The organism is Peribacillus sp. P4_B1 (genome assembly GCF_056402395.1).
On the sequence record NZ_JBFUHM010000005.1, the window covers coordinates 123,743 to 148,321 of the forward strand.

Consider the following 24,579-nt stretch of genomic DNA (forward strand, 5'->3'; position numbering starts at 1 on the left):
CCATGAAAAACCAATGGACAAACTATTATACAGGCTATGTAAAAGTGAAGGCATATGGAAAAGGCGCAGAACGGCTGATTAACATGCTGACGAGAAGAGGGCTGCATATCTGGGATGTGAAGCGCGTCGGCAGCGAAGCCCTGATTTTTCATATGGATGTTAGGGATATCCCTAAACTCCGTCAGGTCATGCGTAAGAGCGATTGTAAAGTAAAATTCATGCAGGGAAAGGGTGTCCCTTTCCTCATGAAGAGGGTTATGAAAAACAGCGGATTTTTAGTGGGCCTGATCGCTTTCCTGCTTTGCATATTTGTACTTTCCAATATGGTATGGGGCATCGAGGTACAAGATGCCAAGCCGGCAACCGAGCATGCCATCCGGAAAGAATTGGACAAGATGGGCGTGAAGATCGGTAAAGTGCAATTCTTTGTTGATGATGTGGATACGATTCAGCGTAAGCTGTCGGACCGGATTGGTGCATTGACATGGGTGGGGGTAGAGCTAAAGGGAACGACATACCATTTCAGGGTTGTTGAAAAACGGCAGCCTAAAGAAGTCGAGAAAACATCTCCACAGAATTTGGTAGCTTCCAAAAAAGCGATCATCACTAATATGTTCGTTGAAAAGGGACAATCTATAGTTAATGTGAATGATTATGTAGGAAAAGGACAGCTTCTTGTTTCAGGACTGATTGGAAAAGAGGATAAACAGGAAATTGTATCCGCAAAGGGAGTAATAAAAGGGAAAACGTGGTATAAAGCGAAAGTGGATGTTCCGTTAAAAACCAAGTTTGCTGTTTTTAACGGAAATGAAACGAGTAGGCACTTTTTGAAAATGGGGGAATTTTCACTGCCTATTTGGGGATTCAAGGATCCGGGATATGAAAAACAGGTAAAAGAAACGACAGTGAGGCCGTTTCACTTTCTTCAATGGGAACTGCCCATTTCTTATAAACAGGTGACCTTAAGGAGCAAGGAAGACATTGTTCGGAGTTATACAGAGGAAGAAGCGGTGAAGGAAGGCAGGAAAATGGCTAAAGCAGAATTGGAAAAGCATTTAGACGAGGAAGATGAAATCGTCGAAGAAAAAATTTTGCACGAAAGCATAGAGAATGGTAAAGTTAAATTATCTATACATTACCAAGTTATTGAAGATATAGCGATTGGACAGCCAATCATTCAAGGAGACTAACGAATGGCAGATGATGTGAAAGTAATTAAGCTGGAAATAGAGTCACCTAATGAAGCGATCGCTTTATTGGGCAATGGGGATTCAAATGTGAAAGTGCTTGAAGAGGAGCTAGGCATTTCCGTCATTACCCGGGGTGAAGCGGTGAGTGTTGCCGGGGATATCGAGCGCGTAACGATGGGACAGGAAATACTTAAGGCACTATTGACAGTGATCAGAAAAGGAATTGCAATCAGCTCTAGAGATGTGCTTTATGCAATTGAATTGGCAAGAAAAGGCACCTTGGAGTATTTTGGTGAATTATATGATGAGGAAATCGCGAAAACGGCTAAGGGGAAATCCATTAAAGTCAAAACTATCGGGCAGAGATACTATATCCAGGCAATAAAGAAACATGACCTGGTATTTGGAATTGGGCCTGCCGGAACCGGGAAGACCTATCTTGCTGTTGTAATGGCGATCAATGCATTGAAAAATGGACATGTAAAACGGATCATCCTGACACGTCCTGCCGTCGAAGCGGGCGAAAGCCTGGGTTTTCTGCCTGGTGATCTAAAAGAAAAGGTAGATCCTTACCTACGGCCGCTGTATGACGCTCTCCATGACCTCCTTGGGATGGAACAGACCCAACGGATGATAGAGCGCGGAACGATCGAAATAGCTCCTCTGGCTTATATGAGGGGCCGTACGCTTGAAGATGCCTTTGTCATTTTGGATGAAGCCCAAAATACGACGGAAGCCCAAATGAAGATGTTCCTGACCCGGCTAGGGTTCGGATCGAAAATGGTCATTACGGGAGATCGGACCCAGATTGACCTTCCAAAAGGCATAAAGTCAGGTCTTATACGGGTAGAAGAGATCTTGAAGAATGTTAAAGGCCTTTCCTTTGTTTATTTTGAGCAAAGTGATGTAGTAAGACATCCGCTTGTCGCCAAAATCATTACTGCTTACGAGCAGGCAAAGTGATAAGAAAAAAATCCGCCATTTTCAATCGGCGGATTTTTCGTGATGTGACTAAATGACCTATCTTTTTGGCTAAAAAGTGGATATGGAACGAAAGAAGGTTTACATTTATCAATACGAGGTGAAAATTTACATGAAAACTGTTATGATTTTACATATCTAGAATAATAAACATCATTTTTTAGGAGGACCTTCCTTGAATCGTATCCAGAAATTTTTCACTAAAATAAAAGGGCTGTTGGTCCATCGCTTTTTTCAAGTGTTATTGTTTATCATACTTGGTTTGTTTGCGTATGGGTTAATGTTCTCCAACGTCAAGCCGGAAAAGGTCGAGGTAGAGCTTTTTAAGCCTTCGGAACAAACAATCCGTTCAACGAAGACTGTGGAAGATACCTATAAGACCGAACAGGAAAAAGAAGAGATTTCAAAACAGGTGGCTGATGTATATTCATTAAAAAAAGAATATGCCAAAAATAAAGTCGATCTGATTTCATCCATCTTCGATTCAGCGATTGAGGTGAATAAAGAAACGGACCCCGATAAAGAGCATGATGATGATGGTAAAGAAAATAAAAAAGGGACCATAAAGACGGATGCTCAAAAAGTTTCCATATTAAAAGAAAAATTGACCGATGAAGTCAATAAAAATATTGAGGAATCCGTTTTCCTTGCCTTAGTCCAGGCGGATGAAGATGAGTTGAAAATAGCGAAAGATTCAACCATTACTGCCGTGAATAATGTGATGAGCTCCCGCATCGCTGCCAGTGACGTCGAAAATGCCAAGAAAAAGGTTGTAGAGGAATTGGGCTATATGAGCATTAATAGCGATATGAAGAAAGCTTCCAATTCCCTGGCGCGCACGGCAATCATTCAAAATGTGTTTTTCGATAAGGATAAAACCGAGGAACAGCGACGGAAAGCGGTCGAAAGCGTGGAGCCAATCAGGATCCTCCAGGGACAGATCATCGTAGAAGAGAACCAGTTAGTGGACAGGGATGTATATAGGCAGCTTGAACTGGCAGGCTTTTTAAATACGGAGTCTACCATTTACCCGTATATCGGCCTGCTGCTATTCATATTTCTGACTTTTGCAGCTTTTTATTACTTTTTCTACTTTTCGATTTCCAAAAAGGATAACAAGTACAATCAGTTATTGATCTTCAGTCTTGTCTTTATCCTTTCAATGGCTACCATGAAAACGGTCAGCATTCTGGCAGACCTGAAAAACTCGAATTTGGAATACATTTTCCCGGGTGCCATGGCGGCGATGCTCATCAAGATATTATTGAACGATAAGTTAGCGGTAGCCATGATCATATTGTTAGGCTCATATGGTACGATTATATTTAATGGTGATACGCCTGGTAATCTGGATTTCTCGATGGGGCTTTATATCATTTTCGGGGGATTGACGGCAATCATCATTTTATCGCGGCCCAATTTCAAATCAAAGGTTCTGGTTGCAGGGCTACTATTGTCTTTAATCAATATGGCATTCGTATTTTCCCTCATCTTCATCATGGACGGCCATTATACTAGAATGGAGTATTTATATTATGCTGTTGCTGCGATAGGTTCTGGAGTTGGTTCAGCTGTTTTGACCATGGGCCTTTTACCGTTTTTCGAGGCTGGTTTCGGGATCTTATCATCTATTAAGCTTATCGAGCTTTCGAACCCCAATCATCCGTTACTGCGGAAGATCTTGATTGAGGCTCCGGGGACTTATCATCACAGTGTAATGGTCGCCAATTTGGCAGAATCGGCTTGTGAAGCCATTGGATCTAATGGATTGCTGGCAAGGGTCGGCAGTTATTATCATGATATCGGTAAAACGAAACGGCCGCACTTCTTCATCGAAAATCAGATGAACGTGGAGAACCCGCATGATCGGCTGCCGCCTGAAACGAGCAGGGATATCATCATCGCTCATGCCGTAGATGGCGGTGAGATGCTGCGAAGCCACAAATTCCCGAAAGAGATAGTGGATATTGCAGAGCAGCATCATGGGACAACTTTATTGAAGTTTTTCTACCATAAGGCAAAAAAACAGGATGATGCCACACTGGAATCGGCTTACCGGTATCCCGGGCCAAGGGCGATAATGAAGGAAGTAGCTGTAATAGGCATTGCCGATAGTGTGGAAGCTGCAGTCAGATCGATGCAGCACCCAACCCCAGAGAAGATTGAAGAACTGGTAAGTTTCATCATTCAGGACAGGATTCAAGATGGTCAATTTGATGAATGTGACATTACTATGAGAGAATTGAGTATCGTGAAGCATTCCTTATGTGAATCGCTTAATGGTATCTTCCACTCCAGGATTGAATATCCGGAGGCGGATAAATTAGGACAGAAGGTGAAAGAATGATTTTAGCTATCGATTTAATGGATGAAACGAACGAAGTAACGGAAGAAGCTCAGCGACTTGTTGAAAGCATTCTGCAATTTGCGGCTAAAAAAGAAAACATTGAAAAAGATACCGAGCTATCGGTTACATTTGTAGACAATGAGAGAATTCGGGAAATCAATAAAGAATATCGTCATAAAGATTCAGTAACCGATGTCATTTCTTTTGCACTTGAAGAAATGGGGGAAGATGAAGTGGAAATTGTCGGGGTGGAAATGCCCCGCATATTAGGCGATATCATCATTTCCATTGAACGAACGAAAGAGCAGGCTGAAGAATATGGGCATTCATTCGATCGTGAACTTGGATTTTTAGCACTGCATGGCTTTCTTCATTTATTAGGTTTCGACCACATGAATGAAGAAGATGAAAAAGAGATGTTTACGAAACAAAAGGAGATCTTGGAAGAATATGGACTTTCAAGAGAAGGGTAAAAAAAGGTATCCATTATTAAAAAGTTTCTCTTTTGCCTGTCAGGGAATTTTGGAGGCTGTTCGAACGGAACGCAACATTAAGATTCATTTCGCGTTAACGGCAATCGTCGTTTTCTTTGGCTGGTATTTCTCATTGAATGGGATGGAATGGCTTTTCATTTTGGCGGCCATAGCCGGTACGATTACGTTAGAGCTCGTTAATTCAGCGATTGAAAGGGTAGTTGACCTTGTGACGGATCAAATCCATCCCCTAGCCAAGCAGGCAAAAGATATTGCAGCCGGCGCAGTATTCATATATGCTATATTCTCCATAATAGTTGGATTAATTATCTTTTTGCCTAAGTTTGGCCTGTAGGTTGGCCAAATGGTACTCAATTTGAAAGGAAGATGTGAATTGAATACGAATGAATTGATTGAGGAAGCTAAAAAAGCTAGAGAAAAAGCTTATGTACCTTATTCCAAATTTAAAGTGGGGGCAGCCCTTTTGACCACTGATGGGAAGGTCTATCATGGTTGTAATATAGAAAATGCTGCGTACAGCATGTGTAATTGTGCCGAAAGGACCGCTTTATTCAGCGCTTATGCCCATAACGATAAAAAGTTCACTAAACTTGCAGTCGTGGCAGATACCGATGGTCCCGTTTCTCCATGCGGGGCGTGCAGGCAGGTTATTTCAGAACTGTGCGACCAGGATATGCCGGTTGTTTTGACCAACTTAAATGGGGATATAAAAGAACTAACAGTACAGGAATTGCTTCCAGGAGCTTTTTCACCGGAGGATTTAAATGGATAAATTATTTGATGATACACAAGTAAAAGGTTACAAATCAGGTTTCATTTCGATAATTGGACGACCTAATGTTGGAAAGAGTACATTTCTGAATCGGGTCATCGGTCAAAAGATCGCGATTATGAGTGATAAACCCCAAACTACAAGAAATAAGGTTCAAGGCGTACTTACGCAAAACGATTCACAAATGATTTTCATTGATACACCCGGCATTCATAAACCAAAGCATAAGCTTGGGGATTTCATGATGAAAGTGGCAACGAATACATTGAAAGAAGTCGATTTGATTCTCTTCATGATCAATGCGACTGAAGGATACGGACGCGGTGACGAGTTTATCATCGAAAAACTTCAAACCGTAAAAACTCCTGTTTTCCTGGTTGTAAACAAAATAGATGCGATGCATCCAGATGATTTACTACCAATCATTGAAAAATATCAACAGCTTTACCCTTTTGCGGCAGTCGTTCCGATTTCTGCACTTGAAGGAAATAACGTCGATACATTGCTTGAACAAATCAAGGAACACCTACCTGAAGGTCCCCAGTTTTATCCAGCTGACCAAGTGACCGACCATCCGGAACGTTTTATCATTTCTGAATTGGTCCGCGAGAAGGTATTGCACCTTACGCGTGAGGAAATTCCGCATTCAGTGGCTGTTGTCATCGATTCAATTAAAAAAATGGATAACAGTGATACCATTAATGTCATGGCAACGATCGTTGTCGAGCGTGATTCACAAAAAGGCATCGTCATCGGAAAGCAAGGGAAAATGCTTAAAGAAGTCGGTAGCCGTGCCAGGGTGGACATCGAAAACTTATTGGGCTCGAAAGTTTTCTTGGAACTTTGGGTAAAGGTACAGAAGGATTGGCGTAACAAAGCCAGCCAGCTTCGCGATTATGGTTTCAATGAGAGCGAGTATTAATTAACAAAATTTACGAGTCATGAAAGTTTGGAAAACGGTCAAGCTAATCATATGGTCGGATATTCATATTGCTAGTTAAAAATGAAAGGTGGGCTTTATATGTTGGATTTTACCTGGGAATTATTTAGTGAAACAGGTAATGTGGACACCTATTTGCTGTTTAAGGAGATAGAAGTCGAAAGACAGGAAAGACCCTTGGTATTGAAAGATGAGCTAGCAGAAATTGATTTTCCTGTTTCATAGGTTAGTCTTGGCGAACATGGGTGGTGTCTTGGTATGCTCCAAAAATGTGAGGGCATTGTCATAAGGCGAACTGCATATGGAGAAAATAACAAAATCATTACTATATATACCCGAGAGCTTGGAAAAATTGGTGTTATGGCAAGAGGAGCCAGTAAACCTAATAGCAGGCTTGCTGCCGTCACCCAGCTTTTTTGCTCCGGGTATTTCCTTGTAACCACTTCAACCGGACTCGGAAGTCTTCAGCAAGGCGAAATGGTCGATTCACTCCGTTACATACGGGAGGATCTTTTTGCGACTGCTTATGCTTCTTATATTGTTGAGTTGCTTGATAAAAGCGTCGATGATAAAAAACCGAATCCATATTTGTATGAATTGCTTTTGCAAACCTTGCATTACATAAACGAAGAATATGACGCAGAGGTTTTGAAATTCATTTTTGAAATGAAGATGCTGCCCGTCAATGGGATTAACCCAGTGCTGAATCAATGTGCTGTTTGTGGCGAAACGGAAGGGGAATTCGCCTTCTCGCTTCGGGAAGCGGGCTTTATTTGTCACCGCTGTCTCGGGAAGGATCCCTATCATTTTAAAATTTCACCTGCAGCCGTCAAATTGCTGAGGATATTTTATTATTTCGATTTATCAAGGCTGGGAAACATTTCCATTAAGCCTGAAACGAAAAAGGAAATCCAGAAAATAATAGATGCTTATTATGAGGAATATTCCGGTCTCCATTTGAAATCAAAAAAGTTCCTAAAACAGATTGATACGATGAAAGATATGTTTTAAGATCTGACCTATTGACATTCCATGCTAGTTTGTATAAAATTCTAATCATCAAAATAAGAAGATTGCGTTGATGGAAAAGAGTATCTGTCATTCTCCATAAAAAGCGAACCCGGGACGGTGGAAGCCGGGATATGGATTTACAGGGAAGGGCGTTTCCGGAGCATGTTGCTTTGAAAAGAGGCCGTTTTATAAACGGCAATTAGGGTGGAACCGCGGGTATACTCTCGTCCCTATGCATTTCGCATAGGGACGGGAGTTTTTTGTTTGCCTGTGAAAGGATTCCAATCCTTAATTTTTAAATAGCCGTTTAAATAACCTGGAGGTGTACAATGAATATTCAAAATATGATTTTAACGTTACAAAAGCATTGGTCTGAACAAGGCTGCATATTAATGAATGCTTATGATGTAGAAAAAGGGGCAGGAACGATGAGCCCATACACGTTCCTGAGAGCCATTGGACCTGAGCCTTGGAGTGTTGCTTACGTGGAGCCATCCCGCCGTCCGGCTGACGGTCGTTATGGCGAGAACCCTAATCGGCTGTATCAGCATCATCAGTTCCAAGTGATCATGAAGCCGTCGCCTGACAATATCCAAGATTTATATTTGGATTCATTGCGCGCGTTAGGGATTAATCCGCTAGAGCATGATATTCGTTTTGTGGAGGACAATTGGGAAAACCCATCACTAGGGTGTGCTGGTCTCGGTTGGGAAGTATGGCTTGATGGAATGGAAATCACGCAATTTACATATTTCCAACAAGTGGGCGGCCTTGAATGTAAGCCGGTTTCCGTGGAGATTACATACGGGATCGAACGTCTCGCCTCTTACATTCAAGATAAGGAAAACGTATTTGACCTGGAATGGACAGAAGGATTCACGGTCCGGGATATATTTGGACAGCCGGAATACGAACATTCAAAATATACGTTTGAAACATCCGACCTAGATATGCTGTTTCAACTTTTCACGATGTATGAAAAGGAAGCGCATCGCCAAATGGAAGAAGGGCTTGTGCATCCTGCCTATGATTATGTTTTGAAATGTTCACATACGTTTAACCTTTTGGATGCCAAAGGTGCCATCTCGGTGACGGAAAGAACGGGATATATTGCCCGCTGCCGTAACCTAGCGCGTAAGGTCGCTAAAACCTTCTATGAAGAGCGGGAAAAATTAGGCTTCCCGATTCTGAAAGTGAAAGGGGAGAATACAAATGAGCAAGCGTGATTTGTTATTGGAAATTGGATTGGAAGAGCTGCCAGCACGTTTTGTGACAGCTTCCATGAAACAGCTATCAGATAAAGTGCAGAAATGGCTAACGGAAAAAGCGATTGAATTCGGAGAAGTTGAAGCGTTTTCCACACCAAGACGTTTGGCCATATTGGTGAAAGACGTGGAAGAATCACAAAAGGATATCGAAGAAGAAGCAAAAGGACCGGCTAAGAAAATAGCTTTGGACAGCGAAGGCAATTGGTCTAAAGCCGCATTGGGATTTGTCAGGGGCCAAGGCATGACTTCAGACGATATTTATTTTAAAGAACTCAAGGGTGTGGAATATGCCCATGTGAATAAATTCATAAAAGGACAGCCGACTGTACAGCTTTTATCTGAGCTTGCTGAAATCATCAGCGGCATGACGTTCCCGAAAAACATGCGTTGGGCCAATCAAGAGCTCCGCTTCGTCCGTCCGATTAAATGGCTGATTGCCTTATTCGGAAATGAAGTGGTGCCATTTAGCATCGCTGGTGTCGAGACGGCCCGTGAAACAAAGGGACATCGTTTCTTGGGCGATAGCGCAATCATCGAGCAGCCGGCACGGTACGAAGAAACGTTAAAAGAACAATTTGTAATGGCGGATCCGGATAAACGCAGACAAGTTATTCTAGATCAGATTAAAGGGCTTGAGCAGGAAAAGGGCTGGATCATCCCGGTCGATGAAGAACTGCTTGAAGAAGTCAATAATTTGGTGGAGTATCCAACGGTGTTATTTGGACACTTCGAAGAAGAATTCCTTGAGCTTCCTCCAGAGGTCCTGATCACTTCAATGAAGGAGCACCAACGTTATTTCCCTGTCAAAGATCAGGACGGCAAGCTACTTGCTTTCTTTGTAACCGTGCGTAATGGTGATGATCGCCATTTGGATAAGGTTTCTAAAGGAAATGAAAAAGTATTGCGTGCACGGCTATCGGATGCAGCATTCTTCTATAAGGAAGATCAGAAAAAAGAGATTTCGGCTGCTTTGAAAAAGCTGGACAGCATCGTTTATCATGAAGAAATTGGTACATTGGCTGAGAAAACTGCCAGAGTAACTGCAGTTACCGGAGTCCTTGCGGATGCCTTGAATTTAAAGGCGGAAAAAGAAATGGCCCTTCGTGCAGCGGAAATTGCCAAGTTCGATTTGGTGAGCCATATGGTTTATGAATTCCCTGAATTGCAAGGGTATATGGGTGAGAAATATGCACTCCTAAAAGGAGAAACCAAGGAAGTGGCCGCAGCTATCAATGAACACTATATGCCGAGGCATGCGGATGACAATGTTCCGCCTTCTGTCATTGGAGCGGTTGTTAGTTTAGCTGAAAAAATTGATACTTTGTCTTCATTCTTCGCTATTGGCGTCATTCCGACAGGTTCCCAGGATCCATACGCACTAAGAAGGCAGGCGAGCGGTGTCGTCCAAATTCTAGCGGAGAAGAAATGGAATATCTCTTTAGAGGAGCTTATTGTTATAGGTCTTAAAGGTGTAGAATCAAAAGGTATCTTAAAACGTGATCTTGAGGATGTTAAATCTGATATGTTCACATTCTTTAAAGCGCGTGTCAAACACCTGCTGCAAGAACAGCAAATCCGTTACGATTTGATTGACGCAGTTCTGGTCAATGAGATCGGTTATATCCACTCCATCGTGGAACGTGCACACGTCTTGGATGCGAAAAAAGACGAAGCAGGATTTAAAGAAAATCTGGAAGCTTTAAGCCGCGTCATGAACATTGCCGTGAAATGTGACAATAAAGTGACAGTCGATCCAACTTTCTTTGAAAATGATCAAGAAAAAGCGCTATACGAAAAATATCAAAATGTAGCAATTCGTTATACTGAATCTAAAGATGAGAATGAGCGGTTTGAACAGCTTGTTTCGCTCCAATCGGAAATAGAATCGTATTTCGAGAATACAATGGTCATGGCAGACGATGAAGCAATCCGCAGTAACCGTTTATCTCTTATGAAGGAAATCAGTGATTTGGTTGCAGGTTTTGCTGCCATGAATAAAATCATCCTTACATAATTGAAAGGGTGTATGGAAATCGGAAACACTTTAAACAAGGGTTTCCGATTTCTATAAAAAGATAAATGGTCAATAAATAGGACAAACATGCCCTTATTAAATAATTTAGTATATAATTATTAAATGAATGACTTTTGTTACTTTACTCTGCGAAAGCAGTGGGGTGGTGATTATAATCCAACTGAATAAGCGTCAGGAACAGATTTTACAAATTGTAAAAGAAAACGGACCGATTACTGGAGAGCATATTGCCGATAGATTGAACCTTACTAGGGCGACTCTTCGTCCAGATCTAGCCATATTGACGATGGCAGGTTTTCTTGATGCCAGGCCGCGGGTCGGGTATTTCTATACAGGCAGGTCAGGAACACAGCTTTTGACCGACAGCCTTAACCATCTTTATGTACGAGACTACCAATCGATCCCGGTCGTTGTTGACGAGGGCATTTCCGTATATGATGCAATCGTCATGATGTTTTTAGAAGATGTCGGGACAATGTTCGTTGTCGATAAGCATGCATTGCTTGTTGGTGTCTTATCAAGGAAAGACTTGTTGCGTGCGAGTATTGGGAAACAAGAGCTTAACTCCATTCCAGTCAATATCATCATGACTAGGATGCCCAATATTACAATGTGTTCAAAAGAAGACCTTTTGATTGATGTTGCCAAAAAATTGATTGATAAGCAAATCGACTCATTACCGGTCGTCAAAGACACAGAAAAAGGCTATGAAGTAATTGGAAGAATTACAAAAACCAATATTACGAAAGCATTCGTAGCTTTGGCTGATGAAGGCTATTAGGGGGCTTGCAAAAGGAATGACGGAGAATATGAACGGTTCTATTATATATGTTGTATCGGATTCAGTAGGGGAAACAGCGGAATTGGTTACAAAAGCAGCTGCAAGCCAGTTCTCGGGATCTGCTTTTTCCATAAAGCGAATTCCGTACATTGAAGATGAACAAAACGTGGATGAAGTGATTTCACTGGCTAAATTAGATGGGGCGATCATTGCTTATACCCTTGTGAAGCCAGCTATTAGAGCGTATATGAAAGCACAGGTCGAAAAAGAAAACCTGTCTGCTTATGACATTTTAGGGCCGCTTATGGACATCCTTCAGGAAAGGGCACCAAAAGGGCCTCTTAATGAACCTGGTCTTGTAAGAAAGCTGGATGATGATTATTTCAAGCGTGTGGAAGCCATTGAATTTGCAGTGAAATATGATGATGGACGTGATCCCCGAGGCATTTTACGTGCTGATATCGTCCTTGTAGGTGTTTCACGCACTTCAAAAACACCGTTATCACAGTATTTAGCCCACAAACGCTATAAAGTGGCGAATGTACCTTTAGTGCCTGAGGTGGAACCGCCAGAAGAGCTGTTTTTGGTGCCGCCTGAAAAATGCATTGGTTTAAAGATCAGTCCGGAAAAGCTGAACCATATTCGCAAAGAACGATTAAAGTCACTCGGGCTCAATGATCATGCGATTTACGCAAATGTGGAGCGAATAAAAGAAGAATTGACATACTTTGATAAAATCATATCAAGGCTGAACTGTCCAATTATTGATGTAACCAATAAAGCTGTTGAAGAAACAGCCAATTTGATCATCAATATCCTTCAAAACAAAAATCGTTGATCCATATAATCAAGGCAAACCAAAATGTGAGCTTGACACTTTAAGTGTCAGCTCACATTTTAATGCCAAGGTCAATAAAGGGAATATCAAGAATGAATTGAAAATAAATACATATAATTCCTCTGTTTTTCCAAATGAAAATCCCTTGATTTGCATGAAAATAAAATCGGAATTTAAATGTTGGCATCTTCTAATCAAATAGACTATAATAAAAAATTGTGAGAAAAAAGTAATCTTAAGGTTTAGACTTAATTAATAAGGAATAAACTAAAGGTTAATGAGATGTCAAGGTTTTTATCATAAAAATAATTCGACATGTTCCGTATAATTCAAAATGGGTGGGCCTTATTCAAGGGAAAAGTGGCGCTTTCACTTAAGAAAGCTGGTATTCCTTGAAGAATAAATGTTGGCTTCTTTAGAGGGAACTCTATGAACCAATGCTGAAAATTCACTATATCTTCATAAAGTTTAGGGGAGAAAAAGGATTATGCAGAAAGATGTAGAATTAGAAGGTATGAATAATAAACCTACCATACACGTCGATGCCGATGCATGCCCGGTGAAAGACGAGATCCTTCATTGTGCAGGATTGCACGATGTTGAAGTCTGTTTTGTTGCATCATATAAAAATATGATGAATAACCCTGAAGGTAAATGGGTATATGTCGATGCAGACAAAGAAGCGGCAGATCTTTATATAGTAAATTCAGTAAAAAAGGGTGATATTGTCGTTACTGCAGATATTGGTTTGGCTGGGACCCTGCTTCCTAAAAGCGTTTATGTTCTGTCGCCTAGGGGAAAAGAATACACCGAAGAGAATATTTTCATGTTATTGGATATGCGTTATCAGTCGGCGAAACTCCGCAGGCAGGGTAAACATACGAAAGGGCCGAAAGCATTCACAAAGGAAGACCGTATATGTTTTACAAATAAACTTTTGAAAACTTTGTCGAACTTTGCAGGGAATTAGGAAACAGTATCGAATTAGAAACTATCACCAGTATTGCAAGGTGGAAAAATGATAAATGGCCGTATAGAAGATGAAAAAATTAACCAAATTCGCGAAGCTGTTGACATTGTTGATTTAATTGGGGAGTATGTCCAGCTGAAGAAGCAAGGGCGCAATTATTTTGGCCTTTGTCCTTTTCATGGTGAAAACTCGCCCTCGTTTTCCGTTTCAGCGGAAAAGCAAATCTTTCACTGTTTTGGTTGTGGGGCAGGCGGAAATATTTTTACCTTCTTAATGGATATAGAAGGCTACAACTTTGTGGAATCTGCAAAAGTTTTAGCTGAAAAAGGAAATGTTCCTTTGGATGTTGAAATTAATAAGGATTCCAAGCGTTCTAACATGCCTGCAGGCTCTCAGCAAATGGTTGAAGCCCATGACCTGCTGCGAAAGTTTTATCATCATCTCCTCGTTAACACGAAGGAGGGCCAGGATGCTCTCGAATATTTACTTAAACGAGGGTTCACTGAAGAGACGATAGAAAAGTTCCAAATTGGCTACTCTTTGGATTCATGGGACTTCGTATCCAAGTTTCTTTTAAAACGTGGGTTTCCAGCAGAATACATGGAGCAGGCAGGGCTTATTATTTACAGGGAAAAAGACGAGTCATATTTTGACCGTTTCAGAAATAGAGTCATGTTTCCAATTATGGATCATCAAGGAAATACGATTGCGTTTTCAGGGAGAGCGATGGGGGACGATGAGCCCAAATATTTGAATAGTCCTGAAACGCCAATCTTTAATAAAAGTAAAACTTTATATAATTTCCATCATGCAAGACCGCACATACGAAAGAAAGAACAAGTAGTCATTTTTGAAGGCTTTGCCGATTGTATTTCAGCTGTTCGTGCAGGTGTAGAAAATTCAGTCGCTACAATGGGGACTGCCCTGACGGAACAGCATATCCAGCTTTTAAAAAGAAATACTGACCAGATACTTATTTGCTACGATTCGGACTCTGCGGGATTGAACGCAGCCAATCGTGCAGTTAATATGCTACAGGACCATGACTTTTCCGTGAAAGTCGCTCACATGCCTGATAACTTGGACCCCGATGACTACATAAAGGAATTCGGTGAAAAAAGCTTTGTTTCTGAAGTAATAGGGGACAGTTTAACCTACATGGCATTCAAAATGCATTATTTGCGTCGAGGGAAAAATGTAAATAATGAAGGAGATCGAATTCAATATATCGAAGAAGTCCTTAAAGAAATTTCGCGATTGCCCAATGCAGTGGAGAGGGATCATTATCTCCGGCAGTTATCCTCTGAATTTTCCCTATCATTGGATGCGCTGGAACAGCAGCAGCGACAGGTGTTCTTTACGGAACGCAAGAAGGGGGCACTGCCGCAGCCTGCAGCCCAAAAGAAAATGGCCCTGCAATATGAGCATAAGTTAAAGCCTGCTCACCATAATGCTGAAACGAAGTTGATTGCCCATATGCTAAAAAGCAGGGATATGACTTTTAAAATTCAGCAGCTGCTTGGGCAAACGGTCTTTCATGTAGACGAACATCAGGCAATCATCACCTATTTATATGCGTTCTATGAAGATGGACACGAACCGGATACAAGCTTTTTCCTTACTTATTTACCGGATCCAAACTTGAGAAGGATCGTTTCGGAAATAGAAATGATGTCAGTGAATGAGGAAGTTACCGATAAAGAACTGACCGATTGTATAAATCAAGTGTTGAAATATGAAAAGTTGTTAAAGATAAAAGAAAAACAAGTTGAAGAAAAAGATGCAGTTAGACGGAGTGATTATGTCGCTGCTGCACAAATTGCCATGGAAATCATTAAATTGCGTAAAATGTTGTAGTCGTTTAGGTGTAAGTCCTGGAAGGAGGGGAACTAATGGCTGAAAAACCAGCACGTTCCAAACAAGTTGATAATGAATTTAGCCTTGAACAGGTTAAAGAAAAATTAATAGAGCTAGGTAAAAAACGAGGCTCTTTGACTTTAGAAAAAATCGCTGAAATGATTGGCGGTTTTGAGTTAGATTCCGATCAAATGGATGAGTTCTATGAGGTGTTAACAGAAAACGGCGTCGAGATACTCACGGATGGTGAGGAAGACGAAGATGAAGATGATCCTGATGAGAAGAAACTTGCAAAAGAAGAGGAGTTTGACTTAAATGATTTAAGTGTTCCTCCTGGCGTTAAAATTAATGATCCAGTCCGTATGTACTTAAAGGAAATCGGACRGGTCGACCTTTTATCGGCAGAAGAGGAAATCTCTCTGGCGACGCGAATTGAGGATGGAGATGAAGAAGCGAAACGCCGATTGGCTGAAGCTAACCTTCGTCTTGTTGTCAGTATTGCCAAGCGCTATGTCGGACGCGGCATGCTTTTCCTTGATTTGATTCAGGAAGGTAATATGGGACTTATCAAAGCAGTAGAAAAATTTGATTACCGCAAGGGATTCAAATTCAGTACGTATGCAACATGGTGGATTCGCCAAGCCATAACCCGTGCCATTGCCGACCAAGCAAGAACGATCCGGATACCGGTGCATATGGTTGAAACCATCAATAAATTGATCCGTGTCCAAAGACAGCTTCTTCAGGATTTAGGACGTGAACCTTCTCCGGAAGAAATTGCAGAAGATATGGACTTAACTCCTGAAAAAGTTCGTGAAATCTTGAAAATAGCTCAGGAGCCGGTTTCCCTGGAAACGCCAATAGGTGAAGAAGACGATTCCCATTTAGGTGATTTCATTGAAGATCAGGATGCTACTTCCCCATCAGAACATGCAGCATATGAACTTTTGAAAGAACAGCTTGAAGACGTATTGGATACACTTACTGACCGTGAGGAGAACGTCTTGAGACTCCGCTTTGGACTTGATGATGGCCGCACTCGGACACTTGAAGAGGTAGGTAAGGTGTTTGGGGTTACCCGCGAGCGTATCCGTCAAATCGAAGCGAAGGCGTTACGAAAACTGAGACATCCAAGCCGCAGCAAACGCTTGAAAGATTTCTTGGAATAAAATATATTTTGCCCTTTACAGAGCCCTCTTTGAATGCCCAGCGTTCGGGAGTGGCTTTTTTTTTGAAGTTTGATGTAAAAAATTCCTCGTAAGAACAAAATTTAACCAGTTATCTATATAATGGAGATGGGTTTAACTCGATAACTGAGTTTCCAGAGTTTCCACAACCTAAAAGAGCGGCAAAAAGCTGTTAAAAAGAAATGACCGGCATGAGGATGTGAAATTCATGGATGAGATGAGAAAGAAAATCATCATTCAAGAAATAAACTCCTGGAAGGAAAGTCGTATGCTTCCGGAGCAATATTGTGATTACCTGCTTGCATTATACTGTCAAGGCGAGCTACCGCCTGCAAATTTTGATAAAACCTGGAGTGATAAGAAAGACATTCTTTCAGGACTGTTGATTGGAGCCCTTTTTGCATTTATTGTATTTTTGAATTATTTTACTGAAATACCCATAAGAATGCAAATGCTTGTGACAACAATTTCTATCATTGCCTTTGGACTGGCGGTCCGCCGCTTTATCGGCTGGAAAATAATTTTTCAGATGGCGTTGATGGGGATGGCGTTATCACTGCTTTTATTAACAGTCAGTTTGGCAGAATTCATGGCACCCGGCAAAGCGGGTATCCTTTATGTTTTCTTGTTCATAAATTGCGGACTCTGGATTTTAATGGGCAAAAAACTGAAGCTGCTCCATTTCTCCATAGCGGGAAGCCTAGGGGCTATAGTCATTGCTTACTTTTTAATAATAAAATCAAAGACATTTTAGCGGTTTTAAACGGTGAATTTAGGGTATTATGAAATATATGTAAGAAGAAATGAAAATGTTTGGAAATATACATAAATTTTTGACAATTTTAAGAAATTATATAATATCTTCTATTTTTGGGCTTTTACTTGAAACTCTTTTCAAGTAAAATAATATATAGTTGTTTGTATATAATATTAAATATGGTAAGTTTAGGTTCTACATAGGGGAGGAAATACTATGCGCAATCCAGTAATGCCTTTTATTATTATCATGGTTTTTGGTATTGGACTTATGTTTTTACTTTCGTTTAAAGGTTTGGGTGATGCCAAAGATCTTGCTAAGGAAAAAAAGGGCGGCGAAAAGACAGAAGAAAAAGAAAGTGCGTCTGCATCACCTGAGGACATCTATAAGCAAAACTGTATCTCTTGTCATGGTAACGCCTATCAAGGCGGCGTCGGACCTGCTCTAAAAGGAGTTGGCGATCGCCTGTCGGTTGACGAGGTTAAAAACGTGATCACTAATGGACGGGGTGCAATGCCATCAGGTTTAGTCGAAGAACAGAACATTGATGCCATGGCCAAATATATTCATGGACTGAAGTAATTCATGAAACTGACTCAGGAGATCGTTTGATGGCGACCTTTTTGGGTCAGTTTTTATTTTATTCCGAAAAAGGAAGATTCCAGCTGGAAGGTTCCCTTTATCCAGTGATGGAGGGGGCCCTATTTCTCCTTCCTGTAATTTTTCGATTGAACTTGTTATAATTTAATGGGAAACTAATTAAATGTAAGACATTATTTGAATTAAGAGAGTTGATAAATATGAATCATGAAAAACTATCGATGAGATTAGAACGTGTTGCCATACATATACCAAAAGGAAGCATCCTTGCAGATATAGGTTCCGACCATGCATACTTACCGTGCTATGCGGTGAGTAACGGCCTGTGTGACAGCGCTATAGCAGGTGAGGTAGTAGAAGGGCCTTATCAGTCAGCCCGCAAGCAAGTGGCTATAACGGGACTTGGAGACAAGATAGAGGTCCGTAAAGGAAACGGGCTTGAAGTATTGAATCCCGATGAAGCGACATGCATTACGATTGCAGGCATGGGAGGGACTTTAATATCAAGTATATTGGAAAGCGGAAAAGGGAAACTCGGCAAGGCGGAAAGGCTTATCCTTCAGCCTAATGTCGGTGCAGCGAATGTTCGCAGTTGGCTAATCGATAATGGCTGGGAACTTAGCGGAGAGGAAATCCTTGAGGAAGATGGGAAAATTTATGAAATCCTAATTGCTGAAAAAGGGGAACCGCTTCGCCCTTATCATGTAAACAGGCAAACAGGTCTCATTTTCGGACCATATTTAAGAGAGCAATTCAGTGATATTTTCATAAAAAAATGGCAGCATGAGAAAAAACATTTGGAAAGAATCATCGAACAATTGGATGAAAGCGGACGAAGCGGACTTGAAACAAAGCGCAATGAATTAATATCCCAAATTTCCGTAATTGAGGAGGTGCTTAAAGGTTGAAGATCGTAAATGGTCACAAAATCATTGAAATGTTTGAACAATTCTCCCCAAAGCAATATGCAATGGAGGGAGATCCAATCGGTTTGCATGTCGGACAGCTCAATAAGCCGGTTACCAAAGTGATGATTGCCCTTGATGTGCTGGAAGAGGTTGTAGACGAAGCGATAGAACATGGAGTGGAATTGATCATCGCCCACCATCCGCTTATTTACCGGCCATTGAAAAAGATCGATACAAACGCAGCTGGAGGCCGCATCATCGAAAAGCTGATCAAACATGATATCGCTGTTTATGCTGCACATACCAATTTGGATGTCGCTAAGGGCGGAGTGAATGATTTACTTGCCGAAGCGCTACAATTGCAGGATACAGAGGTATTGATTCCAACTTACGAGACAGCTCTAAAGAAATTGGTCGTATATGTTCCAAAGACCGACGAACAAAAGGTGAGGGAAGCCTTAGGTAAGGCAGGGGCCGGATCAATCGGGAATTACAGCCAGTGTTCGTTTTCGGTGGAAGGTACAGGACGCTTCGTGCCAGGTGAAGGCAGTGAACCGGAAATTGGCTCCCAAGGAAAGCTTGAAGCAGTAGCTGAAATGAGGGTTGAAACGATATTCCCGGAAAGTATCGAGAAGAAAGTGCTTTCTGCAATGATTAAAGCCCACCCATATGAGGAAGTTGCGTACGATATTTATAAACTGGAAAATGAAGGGGAGTCACTTGGATTAGGAAAGATAGGCGTGCTTGCTGAAGAAATGACACTTGAACAATTTTCCGAACATGTGAAGCAGACCCTTGATGTTGAAAAGGTGCGCGTCGTTGGAGATTTGCAAAGCCCGATAAAAAAAGTGGCCGTGTTGGGCGGAGACGGCAATAAATACTTTACGACTGCGAAATTCAAGGGTGCGGATGTATATGTTACAGGTGATATGTATTACCATACAGCCCATGACGCTATGATGATTGGTTTGAACATTGTGGACCCAGGCCACAATGTTGAAAAGGTGATGAAAAAAGGCGTTGCACGAATCCTTGAAGAAATGTGTCACAAAAAGAACTACGATGTGGAATTCATTCCATCTCGGGTGAATACGGACCCTTTCCGATTCATTTAAAAGACGAAAAAAGGCAGCCAGGGCAGCTGCCTTTTTTGTGCATGATCATTTTTTCACTTTAATCTTAGGTAAAATTTTATGCAATGGCGTTTTCTTTTCGGTATTCCAGGTCGTTTCTTCATTTGCTTCATATTGCTCTAGAAATGCTATAACTTCCTTTGTGATCGGAGTGGGTGTTGATGCCCCTGAAGTGACGGCAACCGTTTCTGCATCTTTTAGCCATTCAAGGTTCAGCTCGGAAATGTCCGCGATTCGATAAGCTGTCGTGCTGGCAATTTCCTCGGATACTTGTGCAAGGCGGTTTGAATTATTACTCTTGGGATCACCGACGACAATTAAAACATCAGCTTCGCCAGCCTGCTTGGCAACCGCTTCTTGACGTACCTGTGTCGCTAAACAAATTTCCTTATGGACCTCGGCATGTGGGAATTTTTCCTTAACCTTATCCATGATATCCAAAACATCCCATTGGCTCATCGTTGTTTGATTTGTCACAATGATCTTATCGCTATTCAATGTCAAGGCTTCGACGTCTTCATCCTTTTGAACGAGGTGAACGACATCGGGAGCAACTCCGACTGCACCCTCTGGTTCCGGATGGCCTTTCTTGCCAATATAAATAATTTGATAGCCTTCCGCTTCTTTTTCCCGTATTAAGTCATGGGTTGCGGTAACATCGGGACAGGTTGCATCTAGCGTGACAAGCCCTTTTTTCTCAGCAATCTTCCTAATCTCAGGGGAAACGCCGTGAGCAGTAAAGATGACGGTTCCGCTGTCGACCTTTTCGATGATATCGTGACGGTTGCTGCCGTCCAACGTGATGATGCCTTCTTCTTCAAACGCATCCGTTACATGTTTGTTATGCACGATCATTCCCAAAATGTAAATGGGGCGTGGCAAGGTTTTATCTAAAGCCGCATTTCGGGCGATGACCATGGCATCGACAACGCCATAACAATAGCCGCGCGGGGAAATTTTAATCACTTTCATCTATGTGTCCTCCTCAAGGCAAAAAACTCTCACTTTTATACCTTTCTATTATATAAGACCATAGATGATATTACAAAACATCCTATTTGCATAAAGCCAGTTCCTGATAAAATTTTTAAAAACATTAAATATAAAGCTTGGGACCTGATGTCCTTTCCCTTTTGGTTTTGGTACGAACCTGGGGAATGGGTTTATCTTCTTCAGCTTTTGCTTTTTCCTTCGAATCCGTTTTTACCTCATTATTTTTTTGTGCCTTAACATTAGTCACGCTTTCAACTTCCGCTTTCTTGTCCTCGGTTTCACCGGCTGATGATATGTTCCGGAAAACTTTCCACACGGAAGGCAAGTTTTTAATTACCGGTCCATATTGTTCCACCATAGGGGTGAATTGTTCGGCTGCCTGCAACACCTTTTGCGTGTTGTTGAGCATATTGTTCAGGGAATCGGGGTTTTTTAGTGTTTCTAAGATACCGCCGCCTCCGCTGCTTCTTGAAGAACTTTTGTTAGTGGGAGCAGCTGGTGCAAACAAGTTGGGAGAAGCAGTTCTTTGTTTCGACTTACCGAGTATCTTTGACAATAGACCTTCTTTCTTTGCTGGCGGCATTTCCTGCCGCTGCGGTGTGGTGAAAGGACCCCGGAAACCTTGAGGCCCCTGAGGCCCTTGAGGTCCCTGCGGTCTGTTTTGTGCCATCGGCCGCCGCATCTGCTGATAAGGGTTGGGGATTTGCGGTGGTTGACTAAATGGTATTGGCGGCTGTTGCATCCTTCGACCATTTGGTGGCTGAAAACCGGGTCCGGGTTGACGATTTCTGTCTGGGAACATAGGTTTCACCTCCTCTGATTTTATATGCTGGTGTATTCTTCTATATAAATTATGCAGCTCGACAAAAAAGGTTTGAGGAAAGAGTGACTGGGCTGTTGTGAAGTGACCGGAAAGAAGGTAAGATGGTAACGGTAGTCTTTTAGCTCCATGTCTGCGGGGGATACGCTATGACCAGGACAGGGGCTTTTCATTTGCAAGAGTCCATTTTAAGAGAACTAGCCTCAGCGCTTGCGCTTTTTATGAAATCCAGCTTCAGCGCCTAGCTCGCTGTGAAAAAGAGGATTGCCCTCACAAGGCAAAAAGCGCCTTAWGGGACAATCCCTATTTTCTTCACGAGCTACCCAGGCGCTTGCGCTTTTTATGTAAAATTTATTATAATAACAGGACATGTCTAATGACTGACAGGATAAAGGAGTTTTTTGATGAAACAAAACCAATTTGAACGATTTAATTTGAAAAGCTACATTCTAGATGCAGTTCGTACTTTAGGGTTCGATAAGCCGACGGAAATTCAAGAGCGTGTGCTTCCGTCGCTTTTAAAGGGAAGTAGCTTAATTGGCCAGTCGCAGACAGGTACAGGAAAGACACATTCCTATTTGCTGCCGATTATGAACAGGCTTGATGCTGGTAAAAATGAGGTTCAAGCGATTATTTCCGCACCAACCCGTGAGTTAGCGAACCAAATCTACAAAGAAGCTTTGAAAATTGCTGACCATTTCCCTGAGGATGAGCAGATTCAAGTCCGCTGTTACATCGGTGGTACTGATAAACAACGAATGATAGATAAATTGAAGACACAGCCACAGTTGGTAATCGGAACGCCAGGCCGGATCAAGGATTTGGTTGAGGCTCAGGCCTTACAAGTGTATACAGCAAAAATGCTTGTAGTCGATGAAGCGGACCTTATGCTAGACATGGGATTCCTTGAAGATGTCGATTTGTTTGCATCACGTATGGCTGAAAAAATTCAAATGCTTGTCTTCTCGGCAACCATTCCTGAAAAATTGAAGCCGTTTTTGAATAAATATATGGAGAATCCTAAGTATGTTCAAGTGAATCCGAAGCAGGCGACAGCTGCGAAAATTGAACATGTTCTGGTACCGCTTCGCCACCGTAACAGGGAGCAGTTACTTCATGACATCATTGTTCGTTATAATCCTTATTTGGCGATAGTTTTCACGAACACAAAAAAAATGGCGGATCATGTGGCTAATTCCTTGATTGAAAAAGGGTTGAATGTCGGTCGTATTCATGGGGATTTAACACCTCGTGAGCGTAAAAAAATGATGAAGCAAATCAAAGATTTAGAGTATCAATTCATCGTTGCGACTGATCTGGCTTCCCGTGGAATCGATATTGAAGGTGTAAGCCATATCATTAACTATGAATTGCCATCAGATTTGGATTTTTACATCCATAGGACGGGAAGGACTGCTCGTGCAGGATATTCCGGCATTGCCACTACCATTTATGATACATCCGATGAAGATTCATTGAACCGCCTTGAAAAAATGGGCATCGAATTCCGTGATGCCGATATCCAAAACGGTGATTGGGTTGATATCGACGAACGTAATAAACGGAAAAACCGTAAAAAACAAAAATCTGATATCGATGTTAAAGCGAGCAGGCACGTCAAGAAGCCAACTAAAGTCAAGCCGGGATACAAAAAGAAAATTCAACGCGATGTGGAAAACTTTAAAAAACGCGAACGTCGTATACAGAGAAAGAAATAGGGGAGTAATCAGATGCTGAAGATTGGATCGCATGTTTCAATGAGCGGGAAAAATATGCTTCTTGCTGCGAGTCAAGAAGCGGCTTCATATGGCTCCAACACATTCATGATTTATACGGGGGCCCCTCAAAATACAAGACGTAAAAAAATCGAGGATTTAAATATTGAAGCCGGAAGACTGCATATGGAGGAGAATGGAATAAGCGACATCGTAGTCCATGCCCCATATATCATCAATATAGGAAATACCACGAATCCAGCCACATACGAGTTGGGGGTCAACTTCTTACGCAGTGAAATCGATCGGACCGAAGCGATAGGTGCAAGGCAGATCGTACTTCATCCAGGTGCGCATGTTGGTGCAGGCAGTGAATTGGGAATAAAGAGAATCATCGAAGGTTTGAATGAAGTGCTGACAGCCGACGATAAAGTTCGGATTGCCCTTGAAACGATGGCGGGTAAAGGTACTGAATGTGGCCGGTCTTTCGAGGAGTTAGCGATGATCATTAATGGTGTGACCCATAATGAAAAATTATCGGTATGCTTCGATACTTGCCATACTCACGATGCAGGATATAATATCATTGAGGATTTTGATGGTGTGCTGAATGAATTTGATAAATTGGTCGGTATTGACCGCATCAAGGTCCTTCATATAAACGATAGTAAAAACGAACGCGGCATGCGTAAGGACCGCCATGAAAACATTGGCTTCGGTCATATCGGTTTTAAGGCGTTGAATGATATTGTCCACCATCCGCAATTAAGCACTGTTCCAAAAATCCTGGAAACACCTTATGTAGGGGAAGACAAGAAAGACAAAAAGGCCCCTTATAAATTTGAAATTGATATGTTCAAGAATAATCAATTTGAAGAAGATTTACTGGAAAAAATCGGATCTCAGCAATAATCATAATAGAAAGGGACGATTCATCTATATTTCGATGAATCGTCCTTTCATTTTACATTTAGTTTAAGTA

24 protein-coding genes and 1 other annotated feature are annotated in these 24,579 nt (G+C 41.6%); of the genes, 22 read left to right on the top strand and 2 right to left on the bottom strand.

All coding sequences use genetic code 11. From position 1 onward, the window contains the following. Positions 1-2 precede the first annotated feature (2 nt). The 20 genes from yqfD to AC1DVK_RS04620 all read left to right on the top strand — a co-directional run bounded on the left by yqfD (position 3) and on the right by AC1DVK_RS04620 (position 20,051). Positions 3-1,190, top strand: coding sequence for a sporulation protein YqfD (gene yqfD / locus AC1DVK_RS04525; RefSeq protein WP_061464103.1), 1,188 nt, complete (start codon positions 3-5; stop codon positions 1,188-1,190). Positions 1,191-1,193: 3 nt separating this feature from the next. Beyond that, positions 1,194-2,153: a PhoH family protein gene (locus tag AC1DVK_RS04530; RefSeq protein ID WP_061464102.1), complete on the top strand. Its 960-nt coding sequence runs from the start codon at positions 1,194-1,196 to the stop codon at positions 2,151-2,153. Positions 2,154-2,346: 193 nt separating this feature from the next. Further along, entirely contained in the window at positions 2,347-4,518 is a 2,172-nt protein-coding gene (locus AC1DVK_RS04535) for an HD family phosphohydrolase (protein WP_125160692.1), read from the top strand. Then, complete coding sequence (ybeY, locus tag AC1DVK_RS04540; protein ID WP_089361539.1) at positions 4,515-4,991, top strand: rRNA maturation RNase YbeY; 477 nt, start codon at positions 4,515-4,517, stop codon at positions 4,989-4,991. Before AC1DVK_RS04535 ends, ybeY begins: the two co-directional genes overlap by 4 nt. After that, positions 4,969-5,346, top strand: coding sequence for a diacylglycerol kinase family protein (locus AC1DVK_RS04545; RefSeq protein WP_089361538.1), 378 nt, complete (start codon positions 4,969-4,971; stop codon positions 5,344-5,346). The genes ybeY and AC1DVK_RS04545 overlap by 23 nt, the downstream gene beginning before the upstream one ends. Before the next feature lie 39 nt (positions 5,347-5,385). Further along, on the top strand, positions 5,386-5,784 hold the full coding sequence (locus AC1DVK_RS04550; RefSeq protein WP_089361537.1) for a cytidine deaminase: 399 nt from the start codon (positions 5,386-5,388) through the stop codon (positions 5,782-5,784). After that, complete coding sequence (gene era / locus AC1DVK_RS04555) at positions 5,777-6,706, top strand: GTPase Era (protein ID WP_061464097.1); 930 nt, start codon at positions 5,777-5,779, stop codon at positions 6,704-6,706. Before AC1DVK_RS04550 ends, era begins: the two co-directional genes overlap by 8 nt. Before the next feature lie 99 nt (positions 6,707-6,805). Next, a complete protein-coding gene (locus AC1DVK_RS04560) occupies positions 6,806-6,949 on the top strand; it encodes a YqzL family protein (RefSeq protein ID WP_081108859.1) in 144 nt (47 codons plus the stop codon). A gap of 33 nt (positions 6,950-6,982) precedes the next feature. Next, on the top strand, positions 6,983-7,735 hold the full coding sequence (recO, locus tag AC1DVK_RS04565) for a DNA repair protein RecO (protein WP_477625941.1): 753 nt from the start codon (positions 6,983-6,985) through the stop codon (positions 7,733-7,735). Between the two features lie 58 nt (positions 7,736-7,793). Further along, positions 7,794-7,970: a binding site (T-box leader), on the top strand. Between the two features lie 94 nt (positions 7,971-8,064). Next, entirely contained in the window at positions 8,065-8,961 is an 897-nt protein-coding gene (gene glyQ, locus AC1DVK_RS04570) for a glycine--tRNA ligase subunit alpha (RefSeq protein ID WP_061464095.1), read from the top strand. Beyond that, positions 8,948-11,017: a glycine--tRNA ligase subunit beta gene (gene glyS, locus AC1DVK_RS04575; protein WP_477625942.1), complete on the top strand. Its 2,070-nt coding sequence runs from the start codon at positions 8,948-8,950 to the stop codon at positions 11,015-11,017. The genes glyQ and glyS overlap by 14 nt, the downstream gene beginning before the upstream one ends. A gap of 127 nt (positions 11,018-11,144) precedes the next feature. Further along, positions 11,145-11,819 carry a transcriptional regulator CcpN gene (gene ccpN, locus AC1DVK_RS04580; RefSeq protein WP_155727348.1) on the top strand — a complete coding sequence of 225 codons (675 nt, stop codon included), beginning with the start codon at positions 11,145-11,147 and terminating at the stop codon, positions 11,817-11,819. After that, positions 11,806-12,657 (top strand): pyruvate, water dikinase regulatory protein, encoded by an 852-nt coding sequence (locus AC1DVK_RS04585; protein WP_289320047.1) that lies wholly within the window; start codon positions 11,806-11,808, stop codon positions 12,655-12,657. Before ccpN ends, AC1DVK_RS04585 begins: the two co-directional genes overlap by 14 nt. Positions 12,658-13,171: 514 nt before the next feature. Further along, a complete protein-coding gene (locus AC1DVK_RS04590) occupies positions 13,172-13,627 on the top strand; it encodes a YaiI/YqxD family protein (RefSeq protein WP_061466148.1) in 456 nt (151 codons plus the stop codon). A gap of 51 nt (positions 13,628-13,678) precedes the next feature. Continuing rightward, positions 13,679-15,484, top strand: a complete 1,806-nt coding sequence (gene dnaG, locus AC1DVK_RS04595; RefSeq protein ID WP_155727533.1) for a DNA primase — start codon at positions 13,679-13,681, stop codon at positions 15,482-15,484. Positions 15,485-15,519: 35 nt separating this feature from the next. Continuing rightward, positions 15,520-16,653 carry an RNA polymerase sigma factor RpoD gene (gene rpoD, locus AC1DVK_RS04600; RefSeq protein WP_477625943.1) on the top strand — a complete coding sequence of 378 codons (1,134 nt, stop codon included), beginning with the start codon at positions 15,520-15,522 and terminating at the stop codon, positions 16,651-16,653. A 226-nt stretch (positions 16,654-16,879) separates the two neighbouring features. Continuing rightward, a complete protein-coding gene (locus AC1DVK_RS04605) occupies positions 16,880-17,425 on the top strand; it encodes a hypothetical protein (RefSeq protein WP_477625944.1) in 546 nt (181 codons plus the stop codon). A 219-nt stretch (positions 17,426-17,644) separates the two neighbouring features. Further along, on the top strand, positions 17,645-18,010 hold the full coding sequence (gene cccA / locus AC1DVK_RS04610; RefSeq protein WP_061464090.1) for a cytochrome c550: 366 nt from the start codon (positions 17,645-17,647) through the stop codon (positions 18,008-18,010). 218 nt (positions 18,011-18,228) lie between these two features. Then, complete coding sequence (locus AC1DVK_RS04615) at positions 18,229-18,936, top strand: tRNA (adenine(22)-N(1))-methyltransferase (protein ID WP_089361532.1); 708 nt, start codon at positions 18,229-18,231, stop codon at positions 18,934-18,936. Beyond that, the gene (locus AC1DVK_RS04620) at positions 18,933-20,051 is read left to right on the top strand and encodes a Nif3-like dinuclear metal center hexameric protein (RefSeq protein ID WP_089361531.1); all 1,119 of its coding nucleotides are present in this window, start codon (positions 18,933-18,935) and stop codon (positions 20,049-20,051) included. The genes AC1DVK_RS04615 and AC1DVK_RS04620 overlap by 4 nt, the downstream gene beginning before the upstream one ends. 45 nt (positions 20,052-20,096) lie before the next feature. Here AC1DVK_RS04620 and AC1DVK_RS04625 read toward each other — a convergent pair whose 3' ends face one another. Beyond that, a complete protein-coding gene (locus AC1DVK_RS04625) occupies positions 20,097-21,041 on the bottom strand; it encodes a 4-hydroxy-3-methylbut-2-enyl diphosphate reductase (protein WP_089361530.1) in 945 nt (314 codons plus the stop codon). A gap of 124 nt (positions 21,042-21,165) precedes the next feature. Beyond that, positions 21,166-21,864: a VrrA/YqfQ family protein gene (gene vrrA, locus AC1DVK_RS04630; protein WP_477625945.1), complete on the bottom strand. Its 699-nt coding sequence runs from the start codon at positions 21,862-21,864 to the stop codon at positions 21,166-21,168. Between the two features lie 422 nt (positions 21,865-22,286). Here vrrA and AC1DVK_RS04635 point away from each other — a divergent pair, with 422 nt between their 5' ends. Together AC1DVK_RS04635 and AC1DVK_RS04640 are read left to right on the top strand one after the other, a co-directional pair. Continuing rightward, entirely contained in the window at positions 22,287-23,600 is a 1,314-nt protein-coding gene (locus AC1DVK_RS04635; protein WP_410864206.1) for a DEAD/DEAH box helicase, read from the top strand. Positions 23,601-23,612: 12 nt separating this feature from the next. Then, entirely contained in the window at positions 23,613-24,509 is an 897-nt protein-coding gene (locus AC1DVK_RS04640) for a deoxyribonuclease IV (RefSeq protein ID WP_477625946.1), read from the top strand. Positions 24,510-24,579 lie beyond the last annotated feature (70 nt).